The organism is Bradyrhizobium sp. PMVTL-01 (assembly GCF_051861855.1).
GTDB lineage: Bacteria > Pseudomonadota > Alphaproteobacteria > Rhizobiales > Xanthobacteraceae > Bradyrhizobium.
This window is the reverse complement of the sequence record NZ_CP193982.1, coordinates 4,604,195-4,630,801: the sequence shown is the minus strand read 5'-3', so window position 1 is coordinate 4,630,801 and position 26,607 is coordinate 4,604,195. Positions and strand designations below refer to the sequence as shown.

Genomic DNA, 26,607 nt, shown 5'->3' with positions numbered 1-26,607 from the left:
TCTAAGGACACCATCACCATGGCACTTCAGGACCAGAACCTGGTGTTGTCGAGCGCGCAGGCCGTGACCGCGACCGCGCAGTCGACCAACGCCTACGACCTGCTCACGGGCAACACGCTGGCGGTTGCGACCGGGGCCTATTCGACCAATTCCATCATCGGCAACGCCTCCGTATTCGGCGAGGACCTCGGCCTCGGCCGAAGCAAGGGCACGCCGCAGATCGAAGTGTTCTCCGGCGCCGGCAATCCTGGCGCCGCGACCTCGCTGACCATCCAGGCCCAGGGTGCACCTGACGCCGGTACGGGCAACACTTCGGGTGTGGCGTACAAGGTTTATGCGCAGACCGGTGCGATCCCGCTGGCCTCCGTGCTGGCGTCCTCGCGGCTCGGTACCCTTGACCTGCCGCGTCGTGAGACCCGGGCCGCCCTGCCGCGTTTCATCGCGCTGAACTACGTCGTGGCGGGCGCGAACTTCACGAACCTGACGCTGACGAGCTACATCAACATCGGCTCGAATTCCGCGCAGGACACCCTGGGCCAGTATCCCAGCAATTACTGAGCTGACCGGTCGTCGGCGTCCGTGCGGATGCCGGGCCAAAAGCCCCGAGCGGGAAACCGCTCGGGGCTTTCTGTTTGTAGAGATTGACGAACTGAAACGAAGGAGCGCTCAATGAGCGAGGCAAAAGACGACGTCCGGGATCTCCCGGTTGTGATGGCTGAAGTTGTGGCTGACGCGCTCGGCAGCGTCACTGCTGGCGGCGTTGGTGTGGCGCTCGATGACAAGGCGCTGCTCGCCAAGTACGGCTTCTCGGACATGGACCGCACCTTCTCGATGCGCGACCCCGAGTCGAACCAGATCCTGCAGGAGCAGGAGCCCTGCTACGAGCTCCTCGCCGATGGCTTCTATGGGCAGGGCATGCACGGCACCTGGTATCAGGAGGGTGCCACGATCGTGATCCACACGCCGCCGAATGAGCACATGCGTCCGTTGAACCGTGCCGCGGCTGTCAACTACTGCAAGTGGTTGGAGAGCCTGCCTCAGAACAAGGTTTACATCGATATCGGGGATATGTCCGAGGCGGCTCAGATCCTCGCGCGAGACCCGCGCGTGAAGGACATGAGCCCGAGCCAGGCACAGCGCACCACGATCCTCGTTGCCGAAGGCCTGCGGCTGAAGCGCGAGGGCAAGAACGCGAGGGACCTGCGCGCCGGTGATATCGGCCGTAACTTCGCGCCGCAGTCGGGCGGCAAGGCGCCGCCGGTGCTGAACGCCAGGATGAGTGACCTCTCGCAGCTCGGCCCCGGCATGACCCGCGCAACGTCGCAGGTGACCGGACCCGGAGCCGGCGTGCGCAAGGCCCAGCCGAAGGGCGCGCCGCTCGGTGGCCCACCTCCGGGCCGCTGATCACTGTACGTTCCAGTCTTTATATATGGGGCTTTGCAGGGTGGAGCAGCCCGGTAGCTCGCAAGGCTCATAACCTTGAGCGCCGTCGGTTCGAATCCGACCCCTGCAACCAGCATCGCAAAGCCGCCTCCGGGCGGCTTTGTCGTTTCTGGGTCGATAGCCTCTTTTCACTCCATCGGGAGCGCCGCAATGGCACGACAGAAGTTCTCTCGCTTTTCCTTCGCTGCTGCGGCGCTGCTGGTTGGCGCCGTGCTGATCGGCACGCTTGGCTCTGCAGCCGCCCAGACCGGCATGCTGCAGCTTCCGACGCTGTCCGGGACCGAGCAGCTCGACGTCAACTATCCCTGCACAGTGTCCTGTTTTGCGACGACCAACCAGGTCGCCGGCTTTTCCCGCGGCGCCGGATCTGCCGGCTTCCGCAACGCTCTGGTCGGTGGCGACTTCACGACCAACCCCTTCCAGCGCGGTACGTCGCAGGCAGCCGATATCGCCAACACGGTGACCTATGGTCCCGACCAGTGGTGGTTCGTCGGCGGTGCATCGAGCGCGATTAACTGGTCGAAGCAGACCGGTGCCAATGACATCACGGGCAATTACGGCGCCTCATTGCGCTTCCAGCGCAAATCCGGCAATGCCAATACGGCCGCGATCTCGATGGGGCAGGTGCTGGAGAGTTCGAACTCCTACCGCTTCTCGGGCCACACCGCCTATTGTGAGCTGTGGGCCAAGACCGGCGCTAACTACTCCGGCGGTGCGGTGACCGCGACCATCGGTTACGGCACGGGCACGGACGATACGGCGACGAACTTTGCCTCCGGCTCCTGGGCCAACTACACTGCGGTGACCAACACCTTCACCCCGACCTCGACCTGGACCCGTTACTCGATGCCGTTCGCCGTTCCGGCGCAGGTGGCCTCGACCAACGTCAGCCAGGTCGGCTTCAAGATGGCCTGGACACCCTCCGGCACGGCGGGCGCGAACGACTGGATCGAGGTGACTGGCATTCAGTGCGAGGTCAACGATACCGGCGTTGCCGGCGGGTTCGAACATCGCCCTGCTTCGATCGAGCTGTTGATGGCGCAGCGCTATCTGCTCGTCATCAACGAGCCGGCCACGGGCGTGCGCGTTGCGACCGGCTGGCTTGCCACCACTACGACCTGCAAGGTCACGCTGGCCTTCCCGGACACGATGCGTGCTGCGCCCTCTGTCACCTTCGCCGGTTCAGCACTGTCGGGCACCACGTGGGTTGCGCAGAACCTCAATACCTCGAGCGTGCTGGCGACGCCTTTCCTTGCTGTCGACGGTGCGCATGTGCCCACTAACATGAACCTGGTTGCCACCCTCAGCTCGGCGGGCACGGCGGGCCAAGGCTGTGGCCTCGCGGGCGCCGGTGGCGGTGGCAAGATCGTCATTAGCGCCGAGCTGTAAGGCTCGCAGCCATGCCGCCCGTCAGCCAGGCGCAACGCCGCTGGGCCTTTGCCAACCGCAACAAGAAGGGTGCTGAGGGCAAGGCCGCGCGCGAGTTCGCCAAGGCTGATCCGGGCGGCAAGCTGCCTGCAAAGGTAAAAGACGGCAAACCGGTCAAATCGCGCTCCGAGCGCTGGTACGGCAAGAAGGACTGACGACCATGGCTGAAGCCAAGAAGCGCGATTGGTACGACCACGAGAAGAAGAAGGGCAAGAAGTCCGAGCACAAATCGGATAAGGCCAAAGACGGCAAATCCGGCAAGGAGGGCGGCGAGGGTGAGAAGAAGCCCGAGAGCACGGCCGAGCGTCATGCGCGCGAGCACTCCGAGGCCCACGACCGTCACGCCCAGGCGCGCAAGGCGCTGACCGACAGCCACGAGGAAGAAATGGCTGCGATGGCCAAGCGCCACGCGGCCGAGATGGCCGCGGGTGAGGGTGCGGCGACGGGTGCGCCGGCAGCCGCCTCGCCCGTGCAGGGCGCTGCCCCTGGCACGCCGCCGGCCGTGACCGACAATTCCGCGCAGGTCTGAGTTCAGGCTGCCCGCGTCTCCTCCCAGGTCCGAGAGACGGCCGGTTGGGCCAACACGCTTTCGATGCTTCGCGGCGGGCAGGGCAGTCGCTGGCCCTTCAAACGCGTAATCGGAAGAAGCCGTCACTTCAATTCAACGGAGATCCTCGCATGTTCGCCAAGATGGTCAGCATGGCCAATACGCCTGAAGAGGTGAAGGAATCGATGGCGGATGCGCCGAGCGTTGCGCCCGCGAAGTTTACCGGCCCGAAATATCCGTGGGGCCTTTCCATTTCGCTCGAGGACCAGTCTCTGAAAAAGCTCGGGCTCGACGGAGACCTCCCGGTTATTGGCGACGTGATCCAGTTCATTGCGGAGGCCAAGGTCACGAACGCCTCGTTGAATGAGCGCGAGACCACGGACGGCAAGACCGAACAGTGCTGCCGCATCGAGCTCCAGATCACGGACATGGGCATAGCTCCGGGCGACAGCGCCGAGGAGCAGGTCGAGCGCTCCAAGGCGCGGCGCAAGCGCTTCTATCCCGGAATGGACGCCGACACTGACAACGACGGCGAATAACGGAGGACATCATGACCAAGCGTTACCGGTTGATCGCACGTGCCCAGATGCACGGCGAAGTGCGCGAACCAGGCTATGTGTTCACGCTGGAGGAGGGCGAGCAGGGTCCGCATCGCACGGTTTCGGCCCGGCCTGATGTGAACATCGCCGACCATCTCGGCCAGCGGGAGAAGCTCGTCGACGAGCCGCTCTATGTCGAGATCTCCGAGGAGCACAACCAGGCGCTCGACGAAGCGGAGGCCAAGGCGGCAGAACAGGCCGATGCGCATGCCGAAGCCTGCGCCGCGCGCGATGCCGAGCAGGCCAAGGCCGCCGAAGATGACAAGGTCCCGCTCGGCCCGACCATCGAGGAATTCGTCGCAGCCGGCTACCGGGCCGAGAACTATCCGCCCGTCGGCTATGCTGCGCGCAGCACACCTGACGAGGTGCAGAAGGCGATCGAGGCCCAGCGCGCCGCGGAAGCCGAGAAGGCCAAGGCTGTCGAGGCCGAGAAGCTTGAAGCGGAGCAGGCGGCTCCTAAAGAGCCGCAGACTGCGGCCGAGACGAAGCCCGCGGCCGAATAGTCGATGGCTGATCCGGTCTCGCTCTGCAATCTGGCCCTTGGCCAGATTGTTGCGCGCACGCAGATTACGGGGCTCGATCCTCCGTCGCCGTCGAGCAACGTTGCGGCGACGACGATGGCGAGTCTCTACCAGCTGCAGGTCGACGCGGTGTTTCGCGCCGCGCACTGGAACTGCGCGCGCAAGCAAGCGGGGCTGACGCTGCTCAAGGCCGCCGTCGGCACGCCGGAGAACCCCTCCGGCGCGCTGCCGGCGCCGCCGATCCCCTGGCGCTATGAGTACGGCTATCCGAACGACTGCCTGAAGGTCCGCTTCGTCATCCCGAAGCCAAGCCTGCCTGCGAACCAGGCGCCGCTGATGACCAATGTCGGCGTCAACTTCATGCCGAGCGTCAACTCGTCGATGCCGTTCGTGCCGGCGGTCGATGTCGACGAGCAGGGCAACCAGATCCGCGTGATCCTGACCAACGCGCCGAATGTTGAGGCGGTCTACACGGCGCGCATCGCCAATGTCGATCTCTGGGATCCGAGCTTGCAGAACGCGGTGGTTGGCGCGCTGGGCGCATGGGGCTGCGCGCCGATCTCTGGATCGCTCGATCGCCAGAAGGTGCAGATCGCGATAGCCGCCAACCTGATCAAAGCCGCGCGCGATTCCGACGGGAATGAAGGCATCACTCAGATGGACATCATCCCCGACTGGATACAGGTGCGCAACACGGGCTCTGGCCTGTTCGGCTGGAATCTGCCGCAGGGCGGCTACATGGCCAGCTGGGATGGCTGGGCCGGCCCTGATGGCGTGAGCTACTGAGGAGATCAAATGTCGTTCGACCAGGACATCGAGAAACAGATTCAGGCCAAGGGCCTGTCGGCGCCGCGGCTCACGCCGGAGGCGATCGCCGCAGTGATCGTCGGCGAAACCTATACCGTGCTGCCGAGCGGCAAATGCATGGTGTGCGAACTCACGCTGACCAATGGCTTTACGGTCCGCGGCGAGGCCTCCGCGGTCAGCAAAGAGAACTTCGACGAGGAGATCGGGAAGCAGGTCTCGCGCAGGAAGGCCGTCGATCAAATCTGGCCGCTGGAAGGCTATCTCCTGCAGCAGCGCCTGTACGAACGGCACACGCGCTGATGTACACAATCATCGATACCGAAACGACCGGCCTGTTCGACTTCTCGCAGCCGGCCGATGCCGATGGCCAGCCGCGCCTGGCGTCGTTTGCCATGCTCGCGGCCGATGAGGACTGCAACCTGATCTGCGCCACGCAGGTGCTCGTGCGCCCCGATGGCTGGCAGATGTCTGCGGATGCCCAGCGCATCAACGGCCTGTCGCAGCAGCTCCTCGAGACACACGGCGTGCCCGTCGACCAGGTGCTGGTACGCTATGCCGGCGAGGTTCTGGGGGGGCGCATCATCGTCGGTCACAACGTCGACTACGACGCCAAGATCATGCGCGGCGAGCTCCGGCGGGCTGGCATGGCTGACTTCAAGGGCCGGACCCGCACCATCTGCACCATGCGGGCACTCACGGATTTCTGTTGTATCCCGAAGGTAAACGGTCGCGGCTACAAGTGGCCAAAGCTTGCGGAAGCCGTGCGACACTGCCTGAACCGCGACCCCTCCGGCGCCCACGGTGCGCTGCATGACGCGCTCGATGCGCTCGACCTGCTGCGCTGGCTGAAGCAGCATGGGCGTCTTCCGGCGCCGTCTGGAACGGCCGCCGCTTAGACAATGCCTGAGCCCGTCTCGCTGATCAAACCGTCCTATGCCGCCGGCGAGCTGTCGCCGTCGATCTGGGGCCGGACGGACTTTGCGAAGTGGAATATCGGTGCCTCCGTGTACCGCAACTGCTTCGTGTCCTATCGCGGGCCGGCCTCCTCGCGCGGCGGGCTTCTGTGGTGCGGCAAGTCGCTGACGCCGGCAAGCCCGTCCTCATTGCCGCCGAAGCTGGTGCGGTTTCAGTTCAACATCTTCCAGAGCTACCTTCTGGAGTTCGGCGCCGACGCTACCGGGCGCACCTACATGCGCGTCGTGGTCAACGGCGCCTATGTGCTCGACACCACAGTTCCGATTACGGGCGCGACGCAGGCCAATCCCTGCGTGCTGCACGTTCCAGGTCACACCTTCAACAACGGTGACTGGGCCTTCGTCGACGGCGTGCAGGGGATGGCCCAGCTCGACTCCACGACCTTCATCGTGGCGAACGCGGTTCCTGATTTCATCAGCCTGCAGAATATATTTGGGATACCGGTCAATTCGCTGGCCTATGACGCCTATGCTGCCGGTGGCACCATCTCGAAGATCTACACGACCTTCTCTTCGCCTTATGCGCTGAAGGATCTGAAGTATCTCAAGGTGGTGCAGTCCGCCGACGTGATGACACTGTGCTGCGTCAATCAGGAGGACGGGACGGAATACCCGCCCATCGACCTGCAGCGCCTGGCCGCTAATAACTGGAACTTCGAGCAGACGACGTTCGCGTCCTCGATCGCGGCGCCGACGGGTGTGGCTGCCGTGTACAACGGCGCGGCGCCGACAACCGCCACCCAGTACGCCTATGTCGTGACCGCGATCGACGCGACGACGGGTGATGAAAGCGTTGCCTCCAGCGTCGCGTACATTACCAACTCTGACGACATATCGGCGGTCGCGGGCTCGCACACGATCACCTGGGATGCGGTGGCGAATGCGGCCTACTACAATGTCTACCAGGCGCCGCCCTCCTACGACGCGCCGGTGCCGGTCGGAGTGAGCTTCGGCTATATCGGCCAGGCCTATGGTACCCAGTTCGTCAACACCAACATCGTCGCCGACCAGGCCAAAACGCCGCCGCAGCACAACAACCCGTTCGCGCGCGGGCAAGTGGTCTCGTGCACGGCTGTCGCAACGGGTGCGGCGTATGTGCAGGCGACAACCACGGCGACGATCATCAGCGCGACTGGCACTGGCGCCACGCTGGCGCCAGTTGTTGTGGGTGGCGCCGTGGTTGCGATCATCGTCAAGACTGCCGGGCAGGACTACAAGGCCGGCGATGCCATCGTGATTGCAGACTCCGGCGGCGGGGCCGGGGCGAACTATACGCTCAATGTCGGGGCACAGAGCGGCACCTATCCGAGCGTGCCCGGCTATTTCCAGTCGCGCCGGCTCTATGCCGCGACGATCAACAACCCGGATACGCTCTTCGGCTCGCAGACCGGCTCCTACACCAACATGGATTCGTCGGTGCCCCCGATTGATAGCGACGCGATCATCGCAACACCCTGGGGCCAGCAGGTCAACGGCGTCCAGGCGCTACAGCCGATGCCTGGCGGCCTGATTGTGGCCACGGGGCTCGATGCCTGGCAGGTCTCGGGTGCTGGCGGTGCAGGCTCGGCCTGGACGCCGTCGTCGCAGAGCGCGCAGCCGCAGGAAACCATAGGCTTCGCGCCGACCGTGCCGCCGCTGAAGATTGGCTACGACATCCTGTTCAATCAGTCGCTGGGCTACGTGATCCGCGACATCCAGTACAATTTCATCAACAACATCTACGCCGGCGACGACATCTCGATCCTGTCGAACCACCTGTTTGACGGCTACGAGATTCTCGGCTGGGCCTGGGCACAGGTGCCCTGGAAGATCGTCTGGGCTTATCGCGACGACGGCCGCTTCCTGTCGCTCACCTATGACAAGAAGCAGGAGCTCCAGGGCTGGTCCCGGCATGACACCAACGGTCTGGTCGAGGGTGTGGCTTCCGCGACCGAACCGCCGGTCGACGCGCCTTACTTCGTGGTCAAGCGCTACATCCGCGGCGTCGGGCAATGGGCCTATTACATCGAACGGATGGATAACCGGCTGTGGTTCGGGCCGGAGGATCCGCGCTGTGTGGATGCGCATCTGACACTTGCCCAGCCGGCGCCGGATGCGGCCCTGACGGCGTCGGCAGCCGAAGGGCCTGGCGACATCTCGGGCGCTTATCTTGCCAATGGCGGGCAGGGCTATACAGCGCCCGTGGTGCAGGTCATCGATCCCCTGGGGCTTGGCTCGGGTGCTGTCATCACGCTGACCGCGGCCGCTGGCGTAATCACGGCTTTCGATATCGTTTCGCAGGGGGAGGACTACTCGCCTTCGACCTATGCGAAGATCGTGGACGCAACCGGCGCTGGTGGCACGCTGGTGCTGCTAGTCTCCCAGAACGTGACCTTCGAGGCCTCCGCTGCGGTGTTCGCAGCTGACGATGTCGGCGCGGTGATCCGGATCGGCGGCGGCCAGGCGACGGTGCAGAGCGTGCAATCGCCCACGTCGCTGACGGCCGCAGTTACCGTGCCGATCATCAACGTGATGCCGAACGACCCCCACCGGCTGCCTATCCCTGCGCCATCCGGCAAGTGGACCATCACCCAGCCCGTAGCGGTGATCTCCAACCTTGGCCACCTCGAGGGTATGACCGTGACCGGCCTTGCCGACGGCGTCGTGATCCCGCCGGTGACGGTCGAGAACGGGCAGATCACGTTGGACAACCCGGCCTCGAGCGTCGTGGTCGGCTTGCCATTCATCGCGCAGCTGCAGGCCATGCCCGTCGAGATCCCGCAGGCGGGCACGGTGCAGGGCGACCGCAAGGTCATCTCGGGCGTGGGCATCCGCATGGAGAAGACGCGCGGCATTCAGATCGGTGCGAACCAGCCCGTGCCCTCGACGCTCGATTTCTTCGAGGAGATCGCCTGGTCGAACCTTTCGGACCTCGATTGGCTGCCGCGGCAGAACGTGCCCGACGCGGCGTTGCCGCTGTTCACGGGCGACAAGTTCACGCCGATCGCTGACGACTGGCAGAACTGGAACGGCTTCGAGGCAGCGCCAGGCATGGTCTGCGCACAGCAGCTCCTCCCACTGCCCATGAACATTCTGGCCTTCATGCCGAAGGTCGAGGTAGGCGACCGATGATTGTCGACGTGCGTCCCTCTGAGGTCGGCGACGTCTACAAGCTCGCAGCGAACCTGCGCGCCGAGGACGCCGCGGAAGTCGAGGCACTCGGGCTGGACGCAACGATCGCTATCCGGCGCTCCTACCGCGACGCAATTCTGCGCCGGTCCTACTACGTTGACGGAGAGCTTGCCGCGATGAGCGGGTTATGCGGAGCGCTGCTCGCCGACATCGGTGAGCCCTATCTGATGACGACGCCGGTAGCGGAGCGGGCCAAGGTCTCCTTCATCCGTTGCGCGCGGCAGGCCGTCGGCGAGATGCTGCTCTACCGAGTTCGCCTTGAAGGGCATGTCGCGGCCTCCTACACGCGAGCCTGCCGGCTTCTCGACGTGCTCGGGTTCACCCTTTCCGAGCCGCGGCCGTTCGGGCCGAAGGGCGCGCTGTTTCGGACTTACACGATGGTGAGGACCTGATGGGCGTTGCGCTCGGCGCTGCTGGTATTGCGGGCTCGGTGATCCAGGGCGTGGGGGCGGTCGAGTCCGGCTATGCGAAGTCGGAATCGGATGCCTACCAGGCGCAGGTCGCGGCCAACAATGCCAAGATCGCGCAGCAAGATGCCACGCTGGAAATCCAGGCGGGCGATGTGGCGGCGTTCAATCGCCAGATGAAGACCCGCGCGCAGGTGGGCAGTGAGAAAGCGAGGCAGGGTGCCTCCGGCATCGACGTCAATACAGGCTCGGCCGTTGACGTACGCGCCGGCACGGAAGAGCTCGGCATGCTGGATGCGCTGACCGTCCGCTCCGATGCGTCCAAGCGTGCTTATGCCAAGCAGGTGGAAGCGACATCCGATACGGCGCAGTCCGAGCTGCTCAAGAGCCAGAGCGAGCAGGACGTGACCGCCGGCTGGCTCTCGGGCGCGGGCACGCTGCTGTCGAATGCGTCGAGCGTCGGCGCAAACTGGTCGAAGTACCAGACGATGTTTGGTTAGGTCAAAATGGCTCATCCCCTCGAATACACCCCGTTTCCCACACAGAACCCGAGCGTCGGCGGCACGGGTGCGCACGAGCGCATTCAGACTTCACCCGACATGTTCGGTGGCGGAATTGCGCATGGCGTCGAGCAGCTCGGCCATGGCATCGAGGCCGCAAGTGATGCCGGCTTCCAGGCACTGACCACGCAGGAGCAGCTGGATTCGCAGACCCATGCTGCCGAGCTGCACTCCTGGCAGAGTGAGCAGACCTCGAAGGCGCAGGCCGAATTTTTGACGCTTAAGGGCAGGGCTGCGATCGATGCGCTTCCGGAGTTCGACAAGAAGATCCGCGACATCCACGACCAGGCCAAGAGCCAAGCGGGCAACCCATACACGACTCGGCTGGTCGACGATCAGGGGCGCCGTCTCGTCGATGTCACCTCCTCCGGGGCCGCTCGCCACGCCGCAACCGAGCGCAAGACCTGGGAGACCAAGACCGCTGCAGATAGCGCGCAGAGCTACGGCAGCCGTGCCGTGCTGCTGGCGACGCAATCTCAAGCGCCGCAGCTCGACGGGGACCTGACCGTCCAGAACGCGCTCGGGAATTCCGACAACGAGGTCCGCAATCTCTTCCACGGCCAGGGCTATGATGATCCCGCAATCGAGGCCGAGGTGCAGAAGAACCGCGGTCGAAACGTCAAGCAGATCGTCGAACAGATCGCCTCCGATGCTTCGAGCGACTCGGCCTCGCCGCAAAGCGTCAAGCGCGCCTTCGACTTCTACAAGTCGCAGGAGGATAAGATCGACGCCGCCTCGCGCGTGGCAATCCAGAACTACCTCAAAGGCCCACTGAACCAGATCGCGGGCACCAGGATCGCCGATGAGGCGATGGGACGTCCACCCGGTGGCGCGGCGCGGCCCGAAGTCGTCGCCGATATCCCGGAAAATTTCATCGCGGCGATCAAGAACACGGAAGGCTACCGCGCCAAGGCCTATTGGGACGTCAAGCAGCACGCGGTGGGCTATGGCACCCGCGCGAACTCGCCGGACGAGGTGATCACGCCGGAGGAGGCGAATGCTCGCTTCAATCGCGAGATTGGCAAAGCGGCGAAGATTGTCGACACGGTCAATCCGAACCTTGACGCTGGCACGCGCGCTGCGCTCACGTCGCTGACCTTCAACGCCGGTGACCAGTGGACAAGGTCTGGTCTCGGCGATGCGGTGCGTGCGGGTGATATGGCCAAGGCCAAGGAGATCTTCCTCCAGTACAACAAGGCTGATGGCGAAACCAACGAGGGCCTTGCGAAGCGCCGGGCTCGTGAGGCCGCCTGGTTCGGCCGCGGTGATATCTCGCCGACGGAGGCGACCATCCCGCACGCCAACAAGGGCGACGTGATGCTGAAGATCCTGGATAACCCGGATCTTCAGAATCGCCCGCAGGTGCAGGCCGCCGCGCTTGCCCGCGTCAACAAGATCTATCAAGCCTGGGACCTGCAGAGCGCGCAGGAGAAGGCGACCTTCGGCGTGACGGTGAAGAACTCAACCGCCGAGGCACTCGCAACCGGCGAAGTGAAAAATCCGCTCTCGCGCGAGCAGTTCATCACGAACTATGGCGTGCAGGAGGGCGAGGATGCCTGGCAGGAATATCAGAAGAGTGTGCAGTTCGGCGCAGATCTGCACACCACGGCCGGGCTTTCTCTCGCCGATCTTGCCGCGCTCCGCCAGAAGCATCAGCCGCAACCGGGCGATCACTTCATCGATCAGCAGAAGCGGCTGGCGATGCTCGACAGGGCGATCGCAGCCAACGAGAAGGCGAAGGCGGACGATCCCGCCAATTTCCTGATCACTCGGACGGACGCCGGCAGGAACATGTACCAGCAGTTCCAGACGCAAATGGCGGACAAAGCCGCGACGGCGGAAATGCGTACGGCCTATGCCAGCATGTTCGCCGAGAAGATGCGGGCCGAGCAGCTCCGCCTCGGTGTGCCGGCGGACAAGGTGCAGATCGTTCCGCAGGCCTATATCGATCAACTGGCCGCACGGCTGAATAATCCCGCGCTCAACGGCGGCTCGCTCGCGGTGAGCCAAGGCATCGAGGCCGAGGCCAAGCTGTGGGGAACGCAGCACTGGCCGGAAGTCTATCGCCAGCTCGCCGATAAGGTGCAGCCGGTCGTGCGCGTAATCGGGTCCGGTATCAAGCCTGACGCAGCGCAGGTGCTCGCCGATCTCGCGCCGTTCTCGCTGCCGCAGATTCTGAAGGATCAGGACACCGAGAAGAATGCCGCGATCAAGAAGGATGTGCTCGACGCCTTCAAGCCTCTGGCGGGCTCCATGGGAGGGCAGGATGGCGCGATCAGTGTCTTCAATGATTTCCGCGAGCAGGCCGAGAAGCTCGCCGCGAGATACGTCATCGGTGGCATGACGTCGCGTGACGCCGCGGAAAAAGCCTTCGAGGACATGATCGGCTTCAAATACACATTCCAGGAAGGCTACCGCGTACCTAAGGACCCGAACATCGACCCGAAGCAGGTGATGGCTGGCGCCAACGCCGTGAAGCTGGAGATGGGAACGCCTCGCGCGCCGTCGCCCGACCTGCCGGCGCCAGGCCGCATCGAGAAGGGCAACATCGATCTCGATCGTCGGCCGGTGGTGAAGAATCCTGACGGCACGATCTCGACCGTCCGCTCCCTTGGCGCGAACATCGACGGCAAGGAGACGCTGATCCCGACCGTGAGCGACGATGGCCGCATCATGTCGGATGAGGAGGCGATCGAAACCTTCAAGCGCACGGGCAAGCATCTCGGCAAGTTCGACACGCCGGACAATTCGAGCAGCTATGCGCAGGCACTGCACGAACAGCAGGCGCAGCGATACGGCCAGCGGCGTTTTGATGTTGCGCCGGCGCGCGACACGCTGGGCGGTCTCTCGCCCGAATACCTCTCCCGCGAAACCGCGGCGGCCTATGCCCGCGACGGCAAATGGGTGACCTCGCCCGACGAGAAGGGACTCATGCTCACCTATAACGACCGTGCCGTCCGCATGGCCGATGGTGGGCCGCTGATTGTGTCCTGGCAGGAGTTACAGGACATCGCGAAGCGCACATACGCCGTTGCCGATCCGCGCTTTTCCGGAGCGCAGCCGTGAACAGTATGCTGCTCCTGGAATTGCTCGCCTTCATGTGGATCGCGCATGCGATCTGCGACTATCCCTTGCAGGGGGACTGGCTGAGCAAGGCCAAGAATCCAACCTTGACACTGGTGCCAGGCGAACAGATCTGGCCGCTTGCGTTGCTGAGTCACGCCGCAATCCACGCCGGTGCGGTCCGTCTGATCACTGGCTCCTGGCTGCTCGCCTGTTTTGAGTTCGTTGCCCATACCTGCATCGACTACAGCAAGTGCAGGAACTGCATCGGCTACAACTTCGACCAGGCCCTCCATCTTGCGTGCAAGCTGCTGTGGATCGCCCTGCTGATGTGGGGGATCGCCTAGTGCCGATCGTGACCGATGGCCCCATGATGGCGCCCGAGCGCGGCATCCACGAGCTCGCCGGGAGCTTCGGCGCCGCGATCGGCGCGACCGCCTCCGAGGCCTGGGCGGATTCGCCGATGTCGCAGCTCGGGACCGCCTTCGAGATCGCGGATACCAAGGGCGAGCGGCCGCGGGAGCCGATGGCTGTCGACCCCATGGGCGCTGCGACGGGTTTTGACGGCGTCGACCTGACTGAAGCCGTCAAGCCGGCCACGGCCCGAATGGATATGCTCGAGGCGATCGATCGCGTGAAGAAGGCGGGGCTTGAGAAGCACCTCACGCTTCCGAATCAGCCGGACATCCCGCCGGCGCAGCTCGAGGTGATGATGCGCCATGCGCAGCAGCGCCGCGAGCGCGAGGCCACGATCGAGCGTGGGCCGCAGGGCTTCATCCCCAGTGCACTTCAGGTCGGCACCTCTTTCCTTGTCGGCGCGGCCGATCCGATAAACGTGGCCTCCGCCTTCATCCCGGTCATGGGCGAGCTGCGGTATGGCAAGATGCTGGCCGCTGCCGGCGATAGCCTCTCTGCACGCCTCGCCGTTCGCGCCGGTGTGGGCGCCGCGCAGGGTGCCGTTGGCCAGGCTGCGCTCGAGCCGCTCGACTGGTGGGCGCACACGCAGGAAGGCCGCGACTTCGGCATGGCTGACGTGCTGCACAACATCATGTTCGGCGCGGCGCTCGGCGGCGCGATGCACGCCGGCGGCGGCTTCATCTCGGATGCATACCGTCGCCGGGTCGATCGTCCACTCTTTCCTTACGACCTCGGCGAGCCGCTTGAGTATCACACCCCGTGGGAGGATCTACGCGAGCGGCCACAACCGCCGTCGATCACGCGGGACATCCTCGGCGAGTTTCCCGGTGTGCTGGAGCGGGCGCCGGGGTTCGGCACCCATGTGCCGGCATCGGCGATCGCCGAGCAGGGCATCACGTCCGAGCAGGCAGAGCAGCATTTCCGACGCATCGAGCCGGGCGAGGCAGTTGAGCCTAAGCCAGCGCCGGTCGAGCCGAGTCCGGAAATGGACGCGCTGGTCGCTAGCGTGGAGCGCCAATTCGGGGAGGCGTCTGATACCGCCCGGACAACGGTTGTCATTAATGGCGAGCGAACGGTCATCGATACGGATCTCGCTGCAGTTCGCGCTGCCGAGAGTGCTCAGACCTCTTCCCCGTCGCCCGCGGTCGCCATCATCAACGATCTCCCGCCCCGCGCGCACGAGGATGCGATGAGGGTGACGATCGCGGCGCTGGTCAACGGCGAGCCCACCAAGGCCGGCGAAATGCTCGAGGCCGCAGCGGGCGCCGATCCGCGGATCGCGGAGAGCTTCGAGGCTTGGCACGGGTCGCCGCATGATTTCGACCGGTTCGACCTGTCGAAGATCGGAACCGGTGAGGGGGCGCAAGCCTACGGGCACGGGCTCTACTTTGCCGAGAACGAAAAGGTCGCTCGTGGTTATCAGCGCACGGTCAGCGACAAGGCTTTCGTCAACAAGGTCCGCGAGCTCTATGACGAGGGCTTCGGGCCGGAGGATGCGTGGGCTGAGGTCAAAGATAATTGGAAGGATTTCACTCCAGGCGAGCAGCGGCTGATGCTGGCGCTGGAGAAAGACGATTGGCTCGGCTTCGAGTACCCGCACCAGGCCGTCAGCGCGGCGCTCCGGAGCTTGAAGAGCTACGACGTCTCAGAAGAGACCAAAGCGGCTGTGCATGCGATCGGCAACATGTATCGCGTCAAGATCAAGTCCAATCCGGAGCATTTCCTCGATTGGGACAAACCCCTGTCCGAACAGAGCGAGCATGTCCGAAAAGCCCTGTTAGAGCACCCCGATCTATCCATCGCGGGCACGGCCGCGAAATGGGGGCACGACATAAAGTCGATGTACAGCCGCCTGTCGCAGCGTGTCGGTGAGCATGTCGATGAAAACGGGGAGCGCTGGGGAGCGCAAGGTCCGAGCGTGGCTTCAAAGGCTCTCTCTGATGCCGGCATCCGCGGCATCAGGTATCTCGACCAGCGGTCGCGTGATTTCAACGATGCGTACGTTACCAAGCCCGACGAGGACGGAAAATTCCACGTGAACGGTGCGGGCATTAACGAGGCGTTCGACACCCGGGAGCAAGCGCAGGCCGCGCTCGACAAGGTGATTTCAGATCAGGCAACCCGGAACTTCGTCGTCTTCGACGACAAGGACATCGAGATCACCCACAAGAACGGCGAGCCGGTGAAGCGCGAGGAATTTCTGCAGCAGCGCGAGGCGGAGCGGACGCAAGCTGTGAAAGCGAAGCGGCCCCGCGGTCGCGCCGCGGCCGATCCGCAGACCTGGTCCCTTTTCGAAATGCTCGCCCATGAGGGCGGCCTCCGTCCCGATCCTGAACTCGAAGCGATCTTCGGCTCGGCCAGGGGGCCATTCGTCCCGGGCTTTGGCGCGCTGATCCGCAAGAATGGGCGGCCGCTAGACGACGCCCTACGGCTCGCCAAGGACCGCGGCTATCTTTTCGACGAGACCGACGTCTCCGGCGCCCCGCCGCGGCTGACGCCGAACGATCTGCTCGACCGAATTGCCGAGGAGAACGCCGGCCGGCGCCAGTACAAGCTCGACCAGCAGCACGCCACCAAGGCCGAGATGAAGGCTGACCTCGAGCGCGAGCGGCACGAGATTGTCTCGGCCCTGCACGACGAGATCGAGGCGGCTACCGGCCAGAAGGGCGCGCAGATCGATCCTGCGCTCGAGAAGCGGGTCGTCGAGATCGTCCAGAAGGAGGGCGAACACGACGTGCTTGCCGCCTACGAACGTGCTATCATGGAGGACCACGACCGCTATGAGGCCAGCCACAGTGTCCGGAGCCAAGACCAAGAGACAGCTATCCCGGGATGGGACGTTCCTGGCGAGCCCGGCGCAGCATCGGAAAATGGCCGAGCAGCTGCGGGCGAACGCGGGCAAGCCGGGGTACCCGGACGAGGAGAGGGCCGAGCAGATGGCGGCCAACCACGAGATGGTGGCGAAGGTGATCGAGGCTCGGTCCCGTCCCAATTAGACAAGGCAGCCGCCTGGCGCGGCATCGCCGCGCAGCGGCCCGACTTCAACGATCCCGACATCGTCGCCGCCTCCAATGCTGCGGCCAAGGTTCCCGAGCCTCCAACCAAGCTCGACGAGCGCGTGACCGCGGCCCAGAAGGCCGAGGCCTACGCCAGGGAGCTCTACGACATGTTCGCGCATCGCCTGCCCGAGCAGGAGCGCGCGCGGCTGGATGAGGTCATCGCCACGCTCGATCGGGAGAAGGCCGACTTCGACGCGGTCGCCGAGCGCGGCGCGGCGTGCCTGTTCGAAGGGGGGGGCGGCTGATGGCTGGTCGCAAGGACTGCATCGACGAGATCCTCGAGATCATCGGCAACCGCATGAAGCGGTCGCAGGTGATGGATCACCTCGAGGACATCAACGACCGCGCTGAGGGCTACGAGTCGGACGGCATGGCGCGCGCCGAGGCGCTGCGCCGCGCCACGGAGGAGGTGCTGAAGGAAGCCAGCATCGGCAACGCCATCGCCAAGCGCAACGCGCGCGAGGACGCTCTGAAGCTGCGTGATCTGCGCACCTTTGTCGACACGGCGGTGAAGGCCAAGCACGGCGCCGAGCTGGCGATTGAGGCCCGCCTGACCGGGACGAACGTCCCGATGTTTGATCCGAAGAGCCGGGCTGGCAACCAGCTCTCCGCCGCAGCGATTGGCCTCGGCGCCAAGAAGGACTGGATCGGCGGCGTCGTGACGGACCTCGAGCGTATCGGGCGCGACGATCCGAAGTTCTCAGGGCTCGACAAGGTGTTCTATTCCCGCGCGATCGAGGATGACATCTTCCGCGAGAAGTGGCAGCTCGACATGGGCGATCGCGGCAAGCCCGGCATGACCAAGAACGAGGCGGCGCTTAAGATCGCCGAGGTCCTGCACAAGTGGGACAATGTGCGGGTGCAGGCGCTGAACTCGGAAGGCGCGTGGATCACCAACTACTCCGGCTATGTGACCCGCCTGACGCATGACCCGGACCTGATCCGGCGAGCCTCGCGGCCGTTCTCGCCGACTGATCCGCGCGGCTATTTCTACAAGGGGTTTACGCAAGCCGACCGTGAGGCCTGGGCGTCCACCGTGCTGGGCCACATCGACGTCAAGCGCACCTTTAGAGGGCAGGCAGACGAGGCCGACAAGATCCTTGCCGAGATGTATGGCGGCTTCGTCACGGGCGATCACCTCGATATGGAGACTGTCTCGGGTGAGCCGCTGTTCACCAACGTCGCCAAGCACGTCAGCCAGGAGCGCACACTGCACTGGAAGAGTGCTGACGACTGGCTCGCCTATAACCGCCGCTTCGGTCGCTACAACCCGACCGATGCGTGGCTGCAGTCGGTGATGAAGAGCGCCGATCATTATGCGCTGATGAAGGTGTTCGGCTCCAAGCCGAAGGAGAATTTCGAGGAGATCCTCGCCTATGCCAAGAACGTGGCGATGGGTAAGCCGGAGCGCCTCGCGATCGACAAGCGCGAGAACGCGCTGAAGAACCGGTTCGCTGTTGTCTCGGGCGAGGCCGACCGGCCGATCGCCAATACCTGGGCTGGCATCGTCAACGGCGTCATGGCCGTGCAGCGGCTCTCGAAGCTGGGTTTCACCCCATTTGCGATGCTGCAAGACAATGCCACCATCTCCCGCGAGCTCTCGCGCCACGGGCTCGACTTCGTCGAGCGCAACACGTCATTGTTCTCCGGCTATTTTCAAGGGGTCGAGGGTAGCGCCAAGGCGGAGGTGGCCGATCTCCTGCACACAGGGATCCTCGGGCGGCTGCGCGGTGTCACTGCGCGGTTCGATATCTCCGACGCCCGCGCCGGCACGCTGGCCAAGATGGAAAACTGGTTCTTCAAGTGGACCGGCATGACGGCGATGACCGAGAACAAGCGCGCCGACGCCGAGCGGATGATGGCCTACGCGCTAGGGAAGAACCGCGCGAAGGAATTCGGCGAGCTCGGTGCCGACGAAACCCGCATGCTTCAGGCGTTCGGCATTGATGAAGCCGAATGGAAGCTGCTCAAGACGGTAGGGTGGAACGAGATCGAGGGGCAGACGTACCTGACGCCCGACGTCGCGCGGCGTCTCTCCGATGAAGATGTCGAGGCCTATGCCAAATCCAAGGCCTCAGTCGGCGAGCAAGCCTCTAGCGTCATGCTGCGCCTTGCCGGCCATTTACCGCAGGGCGCCAACGACCGTATCCGGCAGGACCTGGCGCTGAAGCTGTGGTCGTATTTCTCCGAGCGCGGCCAGTTCGCCGTGCTCGAGCCTGGCGCGCGAGAGAAGGCGATACTGTTCCAGGGTACGCAAGCTGGCTCGCCGCTCAACGTCGCGCTGCGCCTGTTGCTGCAGTTCAAGCAATTTCCGGCGACCATGATCACGAAGTCCTGGGGCGCGGAGATCTATGGCGGCCGCACGGGGCTCGGGCGCATGGCGGGACTCGGTGAGCTGATCGTCGGCTCGACGCTCTTTGGCATCATTGCCAACTATCTCAACCAGACCGCCAAGGGGCAGGACGCGAGCTCCCAGTGGAAAAACCAGCCGGTGCAGGCGCTGATCTCGGGTTTCCTGCGGGGCGGCGCGGCCTCGATCTACGGTGATTTCCTGCTCGGGGAATGGTCGCGCTTCGGCATGAGCGCACTGGATACGCTGGCGGGGCCGACGCTCGGCCAGGTCAACCAGGTCGCGGAGCTCTGGACCGACCTGACGCACATGAAGAAGGGCGCGGCCACCGGCGCGCTGGCGACGCGGATGGTGCGTAACAACATCCCGGGCATGAACATGATCTACACCCGCCTCGGGTTCGATTACCTGATCACCTATCGTCTCCAGGAATGGCTCAACCCGGGCTACCTCGAGCGGATGGAGCGGACCATGAAGGACAAGCAGGGAATCGAGTTCCTGCTGCGGCCGACGCAGTGGAGCCGGTGATGGCTGACGAACCGAAGCGCCCCGCATCGCCGCCGCGCCAGGCTAAGGCGCCGCCGCCGCGAACGGCACCCCCGGCCGAGCTCCTGCCCGGCGACATGAAGACCCGCGCGCCGGAGGCGATCCAGACCGCGAAACCGCAGATGCATCCCATCCAGCGCCGGCCCGCGCTGCCTGAGACGGAATAGACCCATGAAGCTGTTCGGACGTTTTTTCGTCGCGATGGCGCTTGCCTTCGCGCTGGCGCTTGCGCCCGCGCGCGCGACGGTCTCTTCGACCGTCAACAAGACCATCGCGCTCGGCAACGGCACCTCGACCGTGTTCACCTTCAGCTTTGTCGGCGTGGCTGCTGCCTATATCAGCGTCATCTTCACGGATGCGTCGGGCAACGAGACCGTGCTGTCGCAAGGCTCCGGCGCGACGCAGTACCAGATCTCGCTGAACGCGCCCGTGACCGGGGCGATCTGGGGCATCGGCGGGACCGTCACCTATAACCCGAGCGGAACGCCGATTCCGTCGGGCTCGACCCTGACCATCTTCCGCACGCTACCGCTGACTCAGGCGATCAGCTTGCAGAACCAGAACAGCTTGAGCCGGCTTGGCAACGGTGCCGAGACCGGCCTCGACATGACCACGATGTTGGTCCAGCAGAATGCCGAGACGCTGGCCCGCGCGATTGTGGCGCCGGTGGTCGATGCGACGGCGCCGGCCCCGCTACCGCCGATCGCCCAGCGAGCGAACCAGGGCGCGGCGTTTGACAGCCAGGGTAATCTCGTGGCCGGCTCGACCCCGGCCTCCGGCGTGATCTCCTCGGCGATGCAGCCGGTGGTGAATGCGGCGAGCCTTGCCGCGGGCCGCTCGGCATTCGGCCTTGGTGCCATGGCGACCGAGGGCATCGGCTGCGGCCTTTCTGACGACGGTAGTGGTAATGCGCGGCTCAACCCGGCGATCAGCCAGATCGCGGTCAACACGGCGATCCACAAAGCCAATTGCTTCAACTCCTTCATCACGACGGGCCCGATCACGCTCACCCTCGATCGCGGTAACACGCTGTTCAATGGCTTCGGCTTCTGGGTCTATAACACCTCTGCCGGCGCAGTAACGCTGGCACCTAACGCCAACGATACCTTCCAGGGCTACGCAAGCGGGCAATCAGTCAAGATCCCCGCCAACATGGCGGCATTCATCTCGACTGATGGCGGCACCTTCGCCAATTGGCTGGTACAATATTCGATCGCGACCGGGGCGCCGGTGGCCTCGGGCGGATTCTCGAACCTCACACTGACCAACACCACCAACGCCTCGGCGAACGACCATCTCGACATCCATGCCGATGAGATGACGTTGCCGGGCCCCATTGCCGGTGGCGTTCGTTTCACCTCCATCGCCTTCACGATCAACTGCGCCACGATCGGCGCGAACGGCATGGATACCGGATCGCTGCCGACCTCGGGCTGGGTCTACATCTACGCGATCTCGGACGGCGCCTCGATCGCCGGGCTTGCCTCGACGTCATCGAGTTCGCCGACCATGCCGCTCGGCTACATCTACAAGAAGCGCATCGGGGCGATGCGGACTGACTCCTCCGCGCACTTCATGCGTACGCTGCAGAAGAACTCGCGCACCAAATATGTGGTGACGGCCGCAACGAATACGGTGGTGCCACCCGCAATCGTCAATCAGGCGGGGGCGATCGGCAACGTCAATGGCACCTATGTAGCATTCTCGGTCTCCTCCGTGGTTCCCCCGACGGCCAGCATGATCAGCCTGCAGGTGATGCAGCTTTCATCGGTCGGAGGTTCGGCGCTTATTGCGCTCGTTGCTCCCAACAATAATTATGGGGGCATCGGCTCGACAACCAACATGCCCCCGATCACCACGGTTGCCGACATCTCCTCCAGCCAGCAGCTCAACCAGGGCATCACGGCCCAGATGATGCTGGAGTCGACCAACATCTATGTCGCCTCATCAGGCGGCATCAACCTTACGATCGCGGCCGAAGGCTGGATCGACAACCTTTGATGGGGTCCTTGCAATGAGCGCCAACGGCGTACTTCCTACCATCCAGCAGAATCTCAATGTCCAGATTGCCTCGCCGAACGGAAGCTCACTGCTGGTCAGCGGTGCCTCCATTCAGGCGATAGGCGCCAATGCATCAAGGCGCGGGCTGATCTTCATCAACGGGTCAGCGGCCAACATCATCTACCTGGTGCCGGCGAACCAAGCCGCCGTGGTCGGGCAGGGCATTCCGATCCTGCCGCAGGCAAGCCGCGAGTTCATAGGCGATGGCAGGCTCATCAATTTCAACTCCGGTTGGAACGTGATCTCGGACGGCGTCAACGTGCCGCTCGAAATACTCGAGCTGCTGTAGCAGCTCGCACCACCCCCCTGCAGCTACAGGGGTTCGCGCGACGGCTCCGTTTGGAATCGTCGGACATGACCAAGTTGAAAGGCCTGATCGCGGCGGCCACGCTCGCTGTGGCCGCACTCGCGTTACCGGGCGCCGCACGCGCCGGCTGCGGCAAGGAGAATCCCAACTGCATCGTGTCGACGGCGCCGCTCGGCACCAGCGACAACCGGGCGGCCTCGACGGCCTTTGTGAACCAGGCCATCACGCACGGCGCGGGCGGCGCCAACGGTCAGATCCAGTACAACAACGGCGGCGCATTCGGCGGCTTCACAGCCTCGGGCGATGCGACGATCAACACCTCGACCGGCGCCGTCACGATCCAGCCGAACGCGGTGACCAGCGCCAAGATTGCCGCCAACGCGGCCACCAACGCGAAGATCCAGGCGGGGGCTGCCAACACCATCAAGGGCTCGCTCGACGGGGCGACGACCTCGGACCTGGCGATCGCCTCCTGCTCCGCGATCTACCAGTTCACGCAATGGGTGTCGGGGAGCGGCTGGCAGTGCGGGCTTACCCCGGTGTTGCCGAGCCGGGCTGTAGCCGCAACGCTGAACCTCTCCGCGTTCTCCTCTGTCGTGACGCTGGGCTATGCGCAGCCCGGAGACGGGGGTGGAGCTCAGTTCACGAAGCTGTCTTCCGGCAACTTCGTCGATTCTTTCATTCCGACCGGTACCGGCGGGGGCAGCATCACCAATGCGGGCACCACCTGCACAAATGGAACGTACCTTGGCGTTTCCTTGACTGGCGGGCACGGCACGAACGTGCAGGCAACGATCGTCGTGTCCGGTACGGTCGTGACCTCGGTGACTGTTACCGGAACGGGTGGCAATGCTTATCAGGTGAATGACGTACTCGCGGTCGCTGCCTCGACCCTTGGAACCTGCACGGGTTTCGCATGGACTGTCGGATCGGTCACGACGCCGACTGGCAGCTTCACGGATAGCGGGAGCAACAAGTGGCAGATCATCGCGGACAGCACGGGCCGCAACAACATCAAGCAGTTCGGCGCTGCGTGCAATTGGACAAAAACCGGCGGCGATGCCGGCGCGACCAACGACACCATGACGGTCCAGAATGCGCTAAATTACGGCTCCGCCATCCTTTCGCCTACGGTTGATGCCGGAGGCCTGGCGGGGCGTCCGATCGTCATCCCGAACTGCTATACGCTGCTGTCAGCGCACCAGGTCCCCTTCGGCGTGACGTTCGAGGGCGTCGGTCGTTACTCCAGCGGCGTCAAGATTGCTGACTCGCTCTCGGCTTCTTCACACTTCATGACCCTGTGCGACCCGACCACGCATCTGGCGTGCTTCGGGACTCGCGTGCAGGACATGATGATCTTTCCGGGATCGGGAGCGGCCAACAACAACATCGCTGCTATCTATTCGAACAGCGTGCAGCAGCAGAACGCGGTCTCCAGGGTCTTGATCTTCCCCGGTCCGCGCGTCTGCATTTACTGGGACACCGGCTTCGGCGGTGCGGCTCTGGTCGGGACCTACGACACCGACTGCAATCCGTTCAATACGTCCGCGAACGCCGGCATCATCCCGGGTTATACGGCTGCCGTGCAGAGTTTCCGCGACATGGTTGTCGAGACCAATGGTCTGACGGGCAATGGGTTCTTGATCGCGAGCACAGCGGGCGGCGTCATCAACATTGATGGCCTCCACACGGAGGGGATCAGCACCCCGATCTTCTACAACGTGACGTCCGCGGCTCCTCTGATCCATATCGAGAATGCGACCGGCGGCAATACCTGCGTATCCTTTGTCGTGCGGCAGGGCGGCTCGGTCGCCAACCGGATCAAGTTCGGCTCGTTCCTGGCGAACGGCTGCACGAATGCCTACAACAACGCCGGCACGCTTGTGACGGGTGATCTCAATGCGGACGTGACTTTCTAGGAGGTAAACCTTGCTCTTGCTCACGACGATCTGGGTTGTCCTGGTGATGCCCGTAACCAACGACAAGCTGCCAAACCCGCAGCAGATGGAGTTGCAGGGCGTCTACTTTTCGTCGCAGGACGATTGCGAGACCTTCTCCCGGCAACGCATCGACACCTTGCGCGAGATGGGCTACGCGAAGCGCACTGAGCGCAACTGGACGCAGATCATCGGGAAGGATCGCGCGCCGTCAGACGCGCAAGTCACCTATACCTGCGTCGAGCGGAAGGAGTAGCTGGCGATCGGCGTTGCCGGACGCACATTGAAGCGAGGGCGGCCGGCAAGGATCGGGGCCTCTAAGCCGGTATAGATGAGGCTTGCCACGCCCGCGACCAGCACGAGGAAGAGCGGCAGGGTCAGAGCAATCGATAGCTGGCCTGTGAATGGCAACAGTGCTGACAGCACCAGGATGTGGAAGAGGTATGTCGAGTATGAGATGCGCCCCATCCACGACGCAAAGCGGATCATCCCGGGCGAGCGTGCCAGCGCTGCGTCCAGCTTCAGGGCTGCTAGGATTGCGGCGGCGCCGAACAACGGTACGTAGAAGGGAAAGAGCCCTTCGATGAGACGGCCTTCCGTCGGCATTATTGCGGTCAGGATGGCGGCGGCGCCTGAAAGCGCCGTAACCAAGCCGGCGGCGACGCCGAGGGACATGCGCTTGAGCAGGGATGTTCTGGTGCAGACTAGGTGCAGCACAAAGCCCCATGCGATCGCGTCCATCCGGAACATCACGATGCGACGCGTGCCGGCGCCCCAGTCAGCGCTGTCGCCGAAGGTGAAGCGGAGTATGGTAATGATCAGGACAAAGAGGAGAGCGGCCATCGCGGCGCGCCGGCGAGCCGGAATGACCGGAACCAGGGCGAGGCAAAAGAGCGGGAAGAGGAGATAGAACCACTCCTCGACCGACAGGCTCCACGCGATCGTGAAATAGTCCCGCGTGTTGGCTTGGGTGGCGAAGTTTTGGACATAGAACAGGTAGCGCAGGAAGTCGGCCGACGTGAGCGCATGCGTGCCGACCGACGTGAGAGTGAGGGCCACCAGGTAAGCCGGGATCGTGCGCATCCAGCGCCGCACCCAGAAGATACCGAGGTTCGCTAGGCTGGGGTGCTCGACGGTGACGAGCAGGATCTGAGAGGCGAGCACGAAGCCAGACAGCACGAAGAAGACTTCGACGCCGAGGATCGAAACCGCTTCGGCATTATGCGTGCCGACGCCGACCGCCATGAAGAAATGCGGGATCACGACTGACAAGGCGGCGAGCCCGCGTAATAAGTCCAACGCTGGGACGTGTTTCTCGGTCATGAGGCAAACCCGCAGCGGGAGAGGCCTTGGCTTACGGTGTGAGCGATGAGGCCATTGGCGGCGGCACTGTAGTGGCCGCTGGCCGTTTTAATCGGCTCGCGTGAGGCAAGCGCGTTGAATTCGTCAGTGGGGTCGATGACGCAGGTTCCGGCCGGAAGAACGGCAAGCAATCGCTGATACATCTGCGATGCCGGAACGCGGGCATCGACCGGAGGGAGTAGAACGATCACGAGACGGTCGCTATGGGCGTGGGCGAACTCGCTCATCCGAGCGATCAACGCGCCGCCCCTGGCGTGCAGGTCACTGGAAATCGCGGTGTTGGACATCGGACCACTGTCTGTAAAGGCTGGGACGCTGAAATGGCGCCAGATCGCTTTTCCGACTGCGACCGAATAGGGGAAGGTTAGTTGGGTCCAGTCACCAGCGGCGGCATCTTTCGCGTAATGGGCGGTGATTGCCTCAACGGTGGAAGCGGGTCGCGGGATCAGCGTAGTAGCACCACGATCGAAGATCGGTTTAGTGACGCGTGCGGCCGGCACTCCATTCTCCGGGTCGATGAAAGCCCACGACGTCAGTGCATCGAGCTGGAGCATGGGCCAGTTGAGGCCAACGATGATGAGTGATCCGCCCGGCGCCTTGCGCTCGAACAGTAATGCGGTCTGGTCAAGTCCATAGCCATCGGAGCCGAAGTTTTCGATCTGGCAGCCGAGGTGCACTGAGAGCAGATAGGGCCACGCATCCTTGTCCTCGACGTCGTCGCCGAAGGTGAAGGAGTTGCCCCAGGCGGAGCCGCAGATGGGCGTCGTAAGTGGAGGATGAGCGCGCGCGCTTTCATTGCCCCAGCCAAGTGAAGGTGCCTCGCGCTCCTTTGGCAAGTTCGCCTCGATCGCCGCCTCGAGGCGCGTGGGGCTGTACAGACGATAGGGATTGCCGCGGTGCATGGATGCCACGGCAAATAGCCAGGACATCGCCTCGACCGCGAGGACCAGAAAGAGGCCCTGCAACAGTAACCTGCCGGGGAAACGCATCAGAACGCGTTGTAGTGGAATTTCGACAAGATCGAAGAGTCGCTGAGAAACAGGAGAGC

The 26,607-nt window shown here is 64.0% G+C and carries 24 protein-coding genes and 1 tRNA gene; 23 read left to right on the top strand and 2 right to left on the bottom strand.

The annotated features are described in order from the left end of the window. Window positions 1-18: 18 nt before the first annotated feature. The 23 genes from ACRQ5Q_RS22340 (at window position 19) to ACRQ5Q_RS22230 (ending at window position 24,453) form a co-directional block, all read left to right on the top strand. Window positions 19-558, top strand: coding sequence for a hypothetical protein (locus ACRQ5Q_RS22340; RefSeq protein ID WP_439392337.1), 540 nt, complete (start codon window positions 19-21; stop codon window positions 556-558). A 111-nt stretch (window positions 559-669) separates the two neighbouring features. After that, entirely contained in the window at window positions 670-1,404 is a 735-nt protein-coding gene (locus ACRQ5Q_RS22335; protein WP_439392336.1) for a hypothetical protein, read from the top strand. A gap of 34 nt (window positions 1,405-1,438) precedes the next feature. Continuing rightward, a tRNA-Met gene (locus ACRQ5Q_RS22330) sits at window positions 1,439-1,516 on the top strand. A gap of 77 nt (window positions 1,517-1,593) precedes the next feature. Next, window positions 1,594-2,832, top strand: a complete 1,239-nt coding sequence (locus tag ACRQ5Q_RS22325; protein ID WP_439392335.1) for a hypothetical protein — start codon at window positions 1,594-1,596, stop codon at window positions 2,830-2,832. Window positions 2,833-2,843: 11 nt separating this feature from the next. Then, window positions 2,844-3,026 carry a hypothetical protein gene (locus tag ACRQ5Q_RS22320; protein ID WP_439392334.1) on the top strand — a complete coding sequence of 61 codons (183 nt, stop codon included), beginning with the start codon at window positions 2,844-2,846 and terminating at the stop codon, window positions 3,024-3,026. A 5-nt stretch (window positions 3,027-3,031) separates the two neighbouring features. Next, a complete protein-coding gene (locus ACRQ5Q_RS22315; RefSeq protein ID WP_439392333.1) occupies window positions 3,032-3,400 on the top strand; it encodes a hypothetical protein in 369 nt (122 codons plus the stop codon). Between the two features lie 149 nt (window positions 3,401-3,549). After that, window positions 3,550-3,957: a capsid staple protein gene (gene gp10, locus ACRQ5Q_RS22310; protein ID WP_439392332.1), complete on the top strand. Its 408-nt coding sequence runs from the start codon at window positions 3,550-3,552 to the stop codon at window positions 3,955-3,957. Between the two features lie 11 nt (window positions 3,958-3,968). Further along, window positions 3,969-4,520 (top strand): hypothetical protein, encoded by a 552-nt coding sequence (locus tag ACRQ5Q_RS22305; RefSeq protein ID WP_439392331.1) that lies wholly within the window; start codon window positions 3,969-3,971, stop codon window positions 4,518-4,520. 3 nt (window positions 4,521-4,523) lie between these two features. Further along, the gene (locus ACRQ5Q_RS22300; protein WP_439392330.1) at window positions 4,524-5,324 is read left to right on the top strand and encodes a hypothetical protein; all 801 of its coding nucleotides are present in this window, start codon (window positions 4,524-4,526) and stop codon (window positions 5,322-5,324) included. Between the two features lie 9 nt (window positions 5,325-5,333). Beyond that, the gene (locus tag ACRQ5Q_RS22295) at window positions 5,334-5,645 is read left to right on the top strand and encodes a Gp49 family protein (RefSeq protein WP_439392329.1); all 312 of its coding nucleotides are present in this window, start codon (window positions 5,334-5,336) and stop codon (window positions 5,643-5,645) included. Beyond that, window positions 5,645-6,241 (top strand): 3'-5' exonuclease, encoded by a 597-nt coding sequence (locus tag ACRQ5Q_RS22290; RefSeq protein WP_439392328.1) that lies wholly within the window; start codon window positions 5,645-5,647, stop codon window positions 6,239-6,241. Before ACRQ5Q_RS22295 ends, ACRQ5Q_RS22290 begins: the two co-directional genes overlap by 1 nt. A gap of 3 nt (window positions 6,242-6,244) precedes the next feature. Beyond that, window positions 6,245-9,430: a hypothetical protein gene (locus tag ACRQ5Q_RS22285; protein ID WP_439392327.1), complete on the top strand. Its 3,186-nt coding sequence runs from the start codon at window positions 6,245-6,247 to the stop codon at window positions 9,428-9,430. Next, window positions 9,427-9,882, top strand: coding sequence for a hypothetical protein (locus ACRQ5Q_RS22280; protein ID WP_439392326.1), 456 nt, complete (start codon window positions 9,427-9,429; stop codon window positions 9,880-9,882). The genes ACRQ5Q_RS22285 and ACRQ5Q_RS22280 overlap by 4 nt, the downstream gene beginning before the upstream one ends. Next, window positions 9,882-10,397, top strand: coding sequence for a hypothetical protein (locus ACRQ5Q_RS22275; protein WP_439392325.1), 516 nt, complete (start codon window positions 9,882-9,884; stop codon window positions 10,395-10,397). Before ACRQ5Q_RS22280 ends, ACRQ5Q_RS22275 begins: the two co-directional genes overlap by 1 nt. A 6-nt stretch (window positions 10,398-10,403) precedes the next feature. Beyond that, window positions 10,404-13,523 (top strand): lysozyme, encoded by a 3,120-nt coding sequence (locus ACRQ5Q_RS22270; protein WP_439392324.1) that lies wholly within the window; start codon window positions 10,404-10,406, stop codon window positions 13,521-13,523. A gap of 5 nt (window positions 13,524-13,528) precedes the next feature. Then, entirely contained in the window at window positions 13,529-13,867 is a 339-nt protein-coding gene (locus ACRQ5Q_RS22265; protein WP_439399855.1) for a DUF3307 domain-containing protein, read from the top strand. After that, window positions 13,867-17,241 (top strand): hypothetical protein, encoded by a 3,375-nt coding sequence (locus tag ACRQ5Q_RS22260; RefSeq protein WP_439392323.1) that lies wholly within the window; start codon window positions 13,867-13,869, stop codon window positions 17,239-17,241. Before ACRQ5Q_RS22265 ends, ACRQ5Q_RS22260 begins: the two co-directional genes overlap by 1 nt. Beyond that, complete coding sequence (locus ACRQ5Q_RS22255) at window positions 17,241-19,874, top strand: hypothetical protein (protein ID WP_439392322.1); 2,634 nt, start codon at window positions 17,241-17,243, stop codon at window positions 19,872-19,874. The genes ACRQ5Q_RS22260 and ACRQ5Q_RS22255 overlap by 1 nt, the downstream gene beginning before the upstream one ends. After that, window positions 19,874-20,059, top strand: coding sequence for a hypothetical protein (locus tag ACRQ5Q_RS22250; RefSeq protein ID WP_439392321.1), 186 nt, complete (start codon window positions 19,874-19,876; stop codon window positions 20,057-20,059). Before ACRQ5Q_RS22255 ends, ACRQ5Q_RS22250 begins: the two co-directional genes overlap by 1 nt. Window positions 20,060-20,063: 4 nt before the next feature. Beyond that, window positions 20,064-21,893: a hypothetical protein gene (locus ACRQ5Q_RS22245; RefSeq protein WP_439392320.1), complete on the top strand. Its 1,830-nt coding sequence runs from the start codon at window positions 20,064-20,066 to the stop codon at window positions 21,891-21,893. Between the two features lie 13 nt (window positions 21,894-21,906). Beyond that, complete coding sequence (locus ACRQ5Q_RS22240) at window positions 21,907-22,242, top strand: hypothetical protein (protein ID WP_439392319.1); 336 nt, start codon at window positions 21,907-21,909, stop codon at window positions 22,240-22,242. Between the two features lie 74 nt (window positions 22,243-22,316). Beyond that, window positions 22,317-24,179 carry a hypothetical protein gene (locus tag ACRQ5Q_RS22235; protein ID WP_439392318.1) on the top strand — a complete coding sequence of 621 codons (1,863 nt, stop codon included), beginning with the start codon at window positions 22,317-22,319 and terminating at the stop codon, window positions 24,177-24,179. 10 nt (window positions 24,180-24,189) lie between these two features. Next, the gene (locus ACRQ5Q_RS22230) at window positions 24,190-24,453 is read left to right on the top strand and encodes a hypothetical protein (RefSeq protein ID WP_439392317.1); all 264 of its coding nucleotides are present in this window, start codon (window positions 24,190-24,192) and stop codon (window positions 24,451-24,453) included. On the opposite strand, the gene ACRQ5Q_RS22225 is transcribed toward ACRQ5Q_RS22230, so the two are convergent. Then, window positions 24,426-25,520, bottom strand: a complete 1,095-nt coding sequence (locus ACRQ5Q_RS22225) for an acyltransferase family protein (RefSeq protein ID WP_439392316.1) — start codon at window positions 25,518-25,520, stop codon at window positions 24,426-24,428. The two genes, ACRQ5Q_RS22230 and ACRQ5Q_RS22225, sit on opposite strands and share 28 nt — an antisense overlap. Continuing rightward, window positions 25,517-26,548 carry a hypothetical protein gene (locus ACRQ5Q_RS22220; protein WP_439392315.1) on the bottom strand — a complete coding sequence of 344 codons (1,032 nt, stop codon included), beginning with the start codon at window positions 26,546-26,548 and terminating at the stop codon, window positions 25,517-25,519. The genes ACRQ5Q_RS22225 and ACRQ5Q_RS22220 overlap by 4 nt, the downstream gene beginning before the upstream one ends. Window positions 26,549-26,607: the final 59 nt, after the last annotated feature.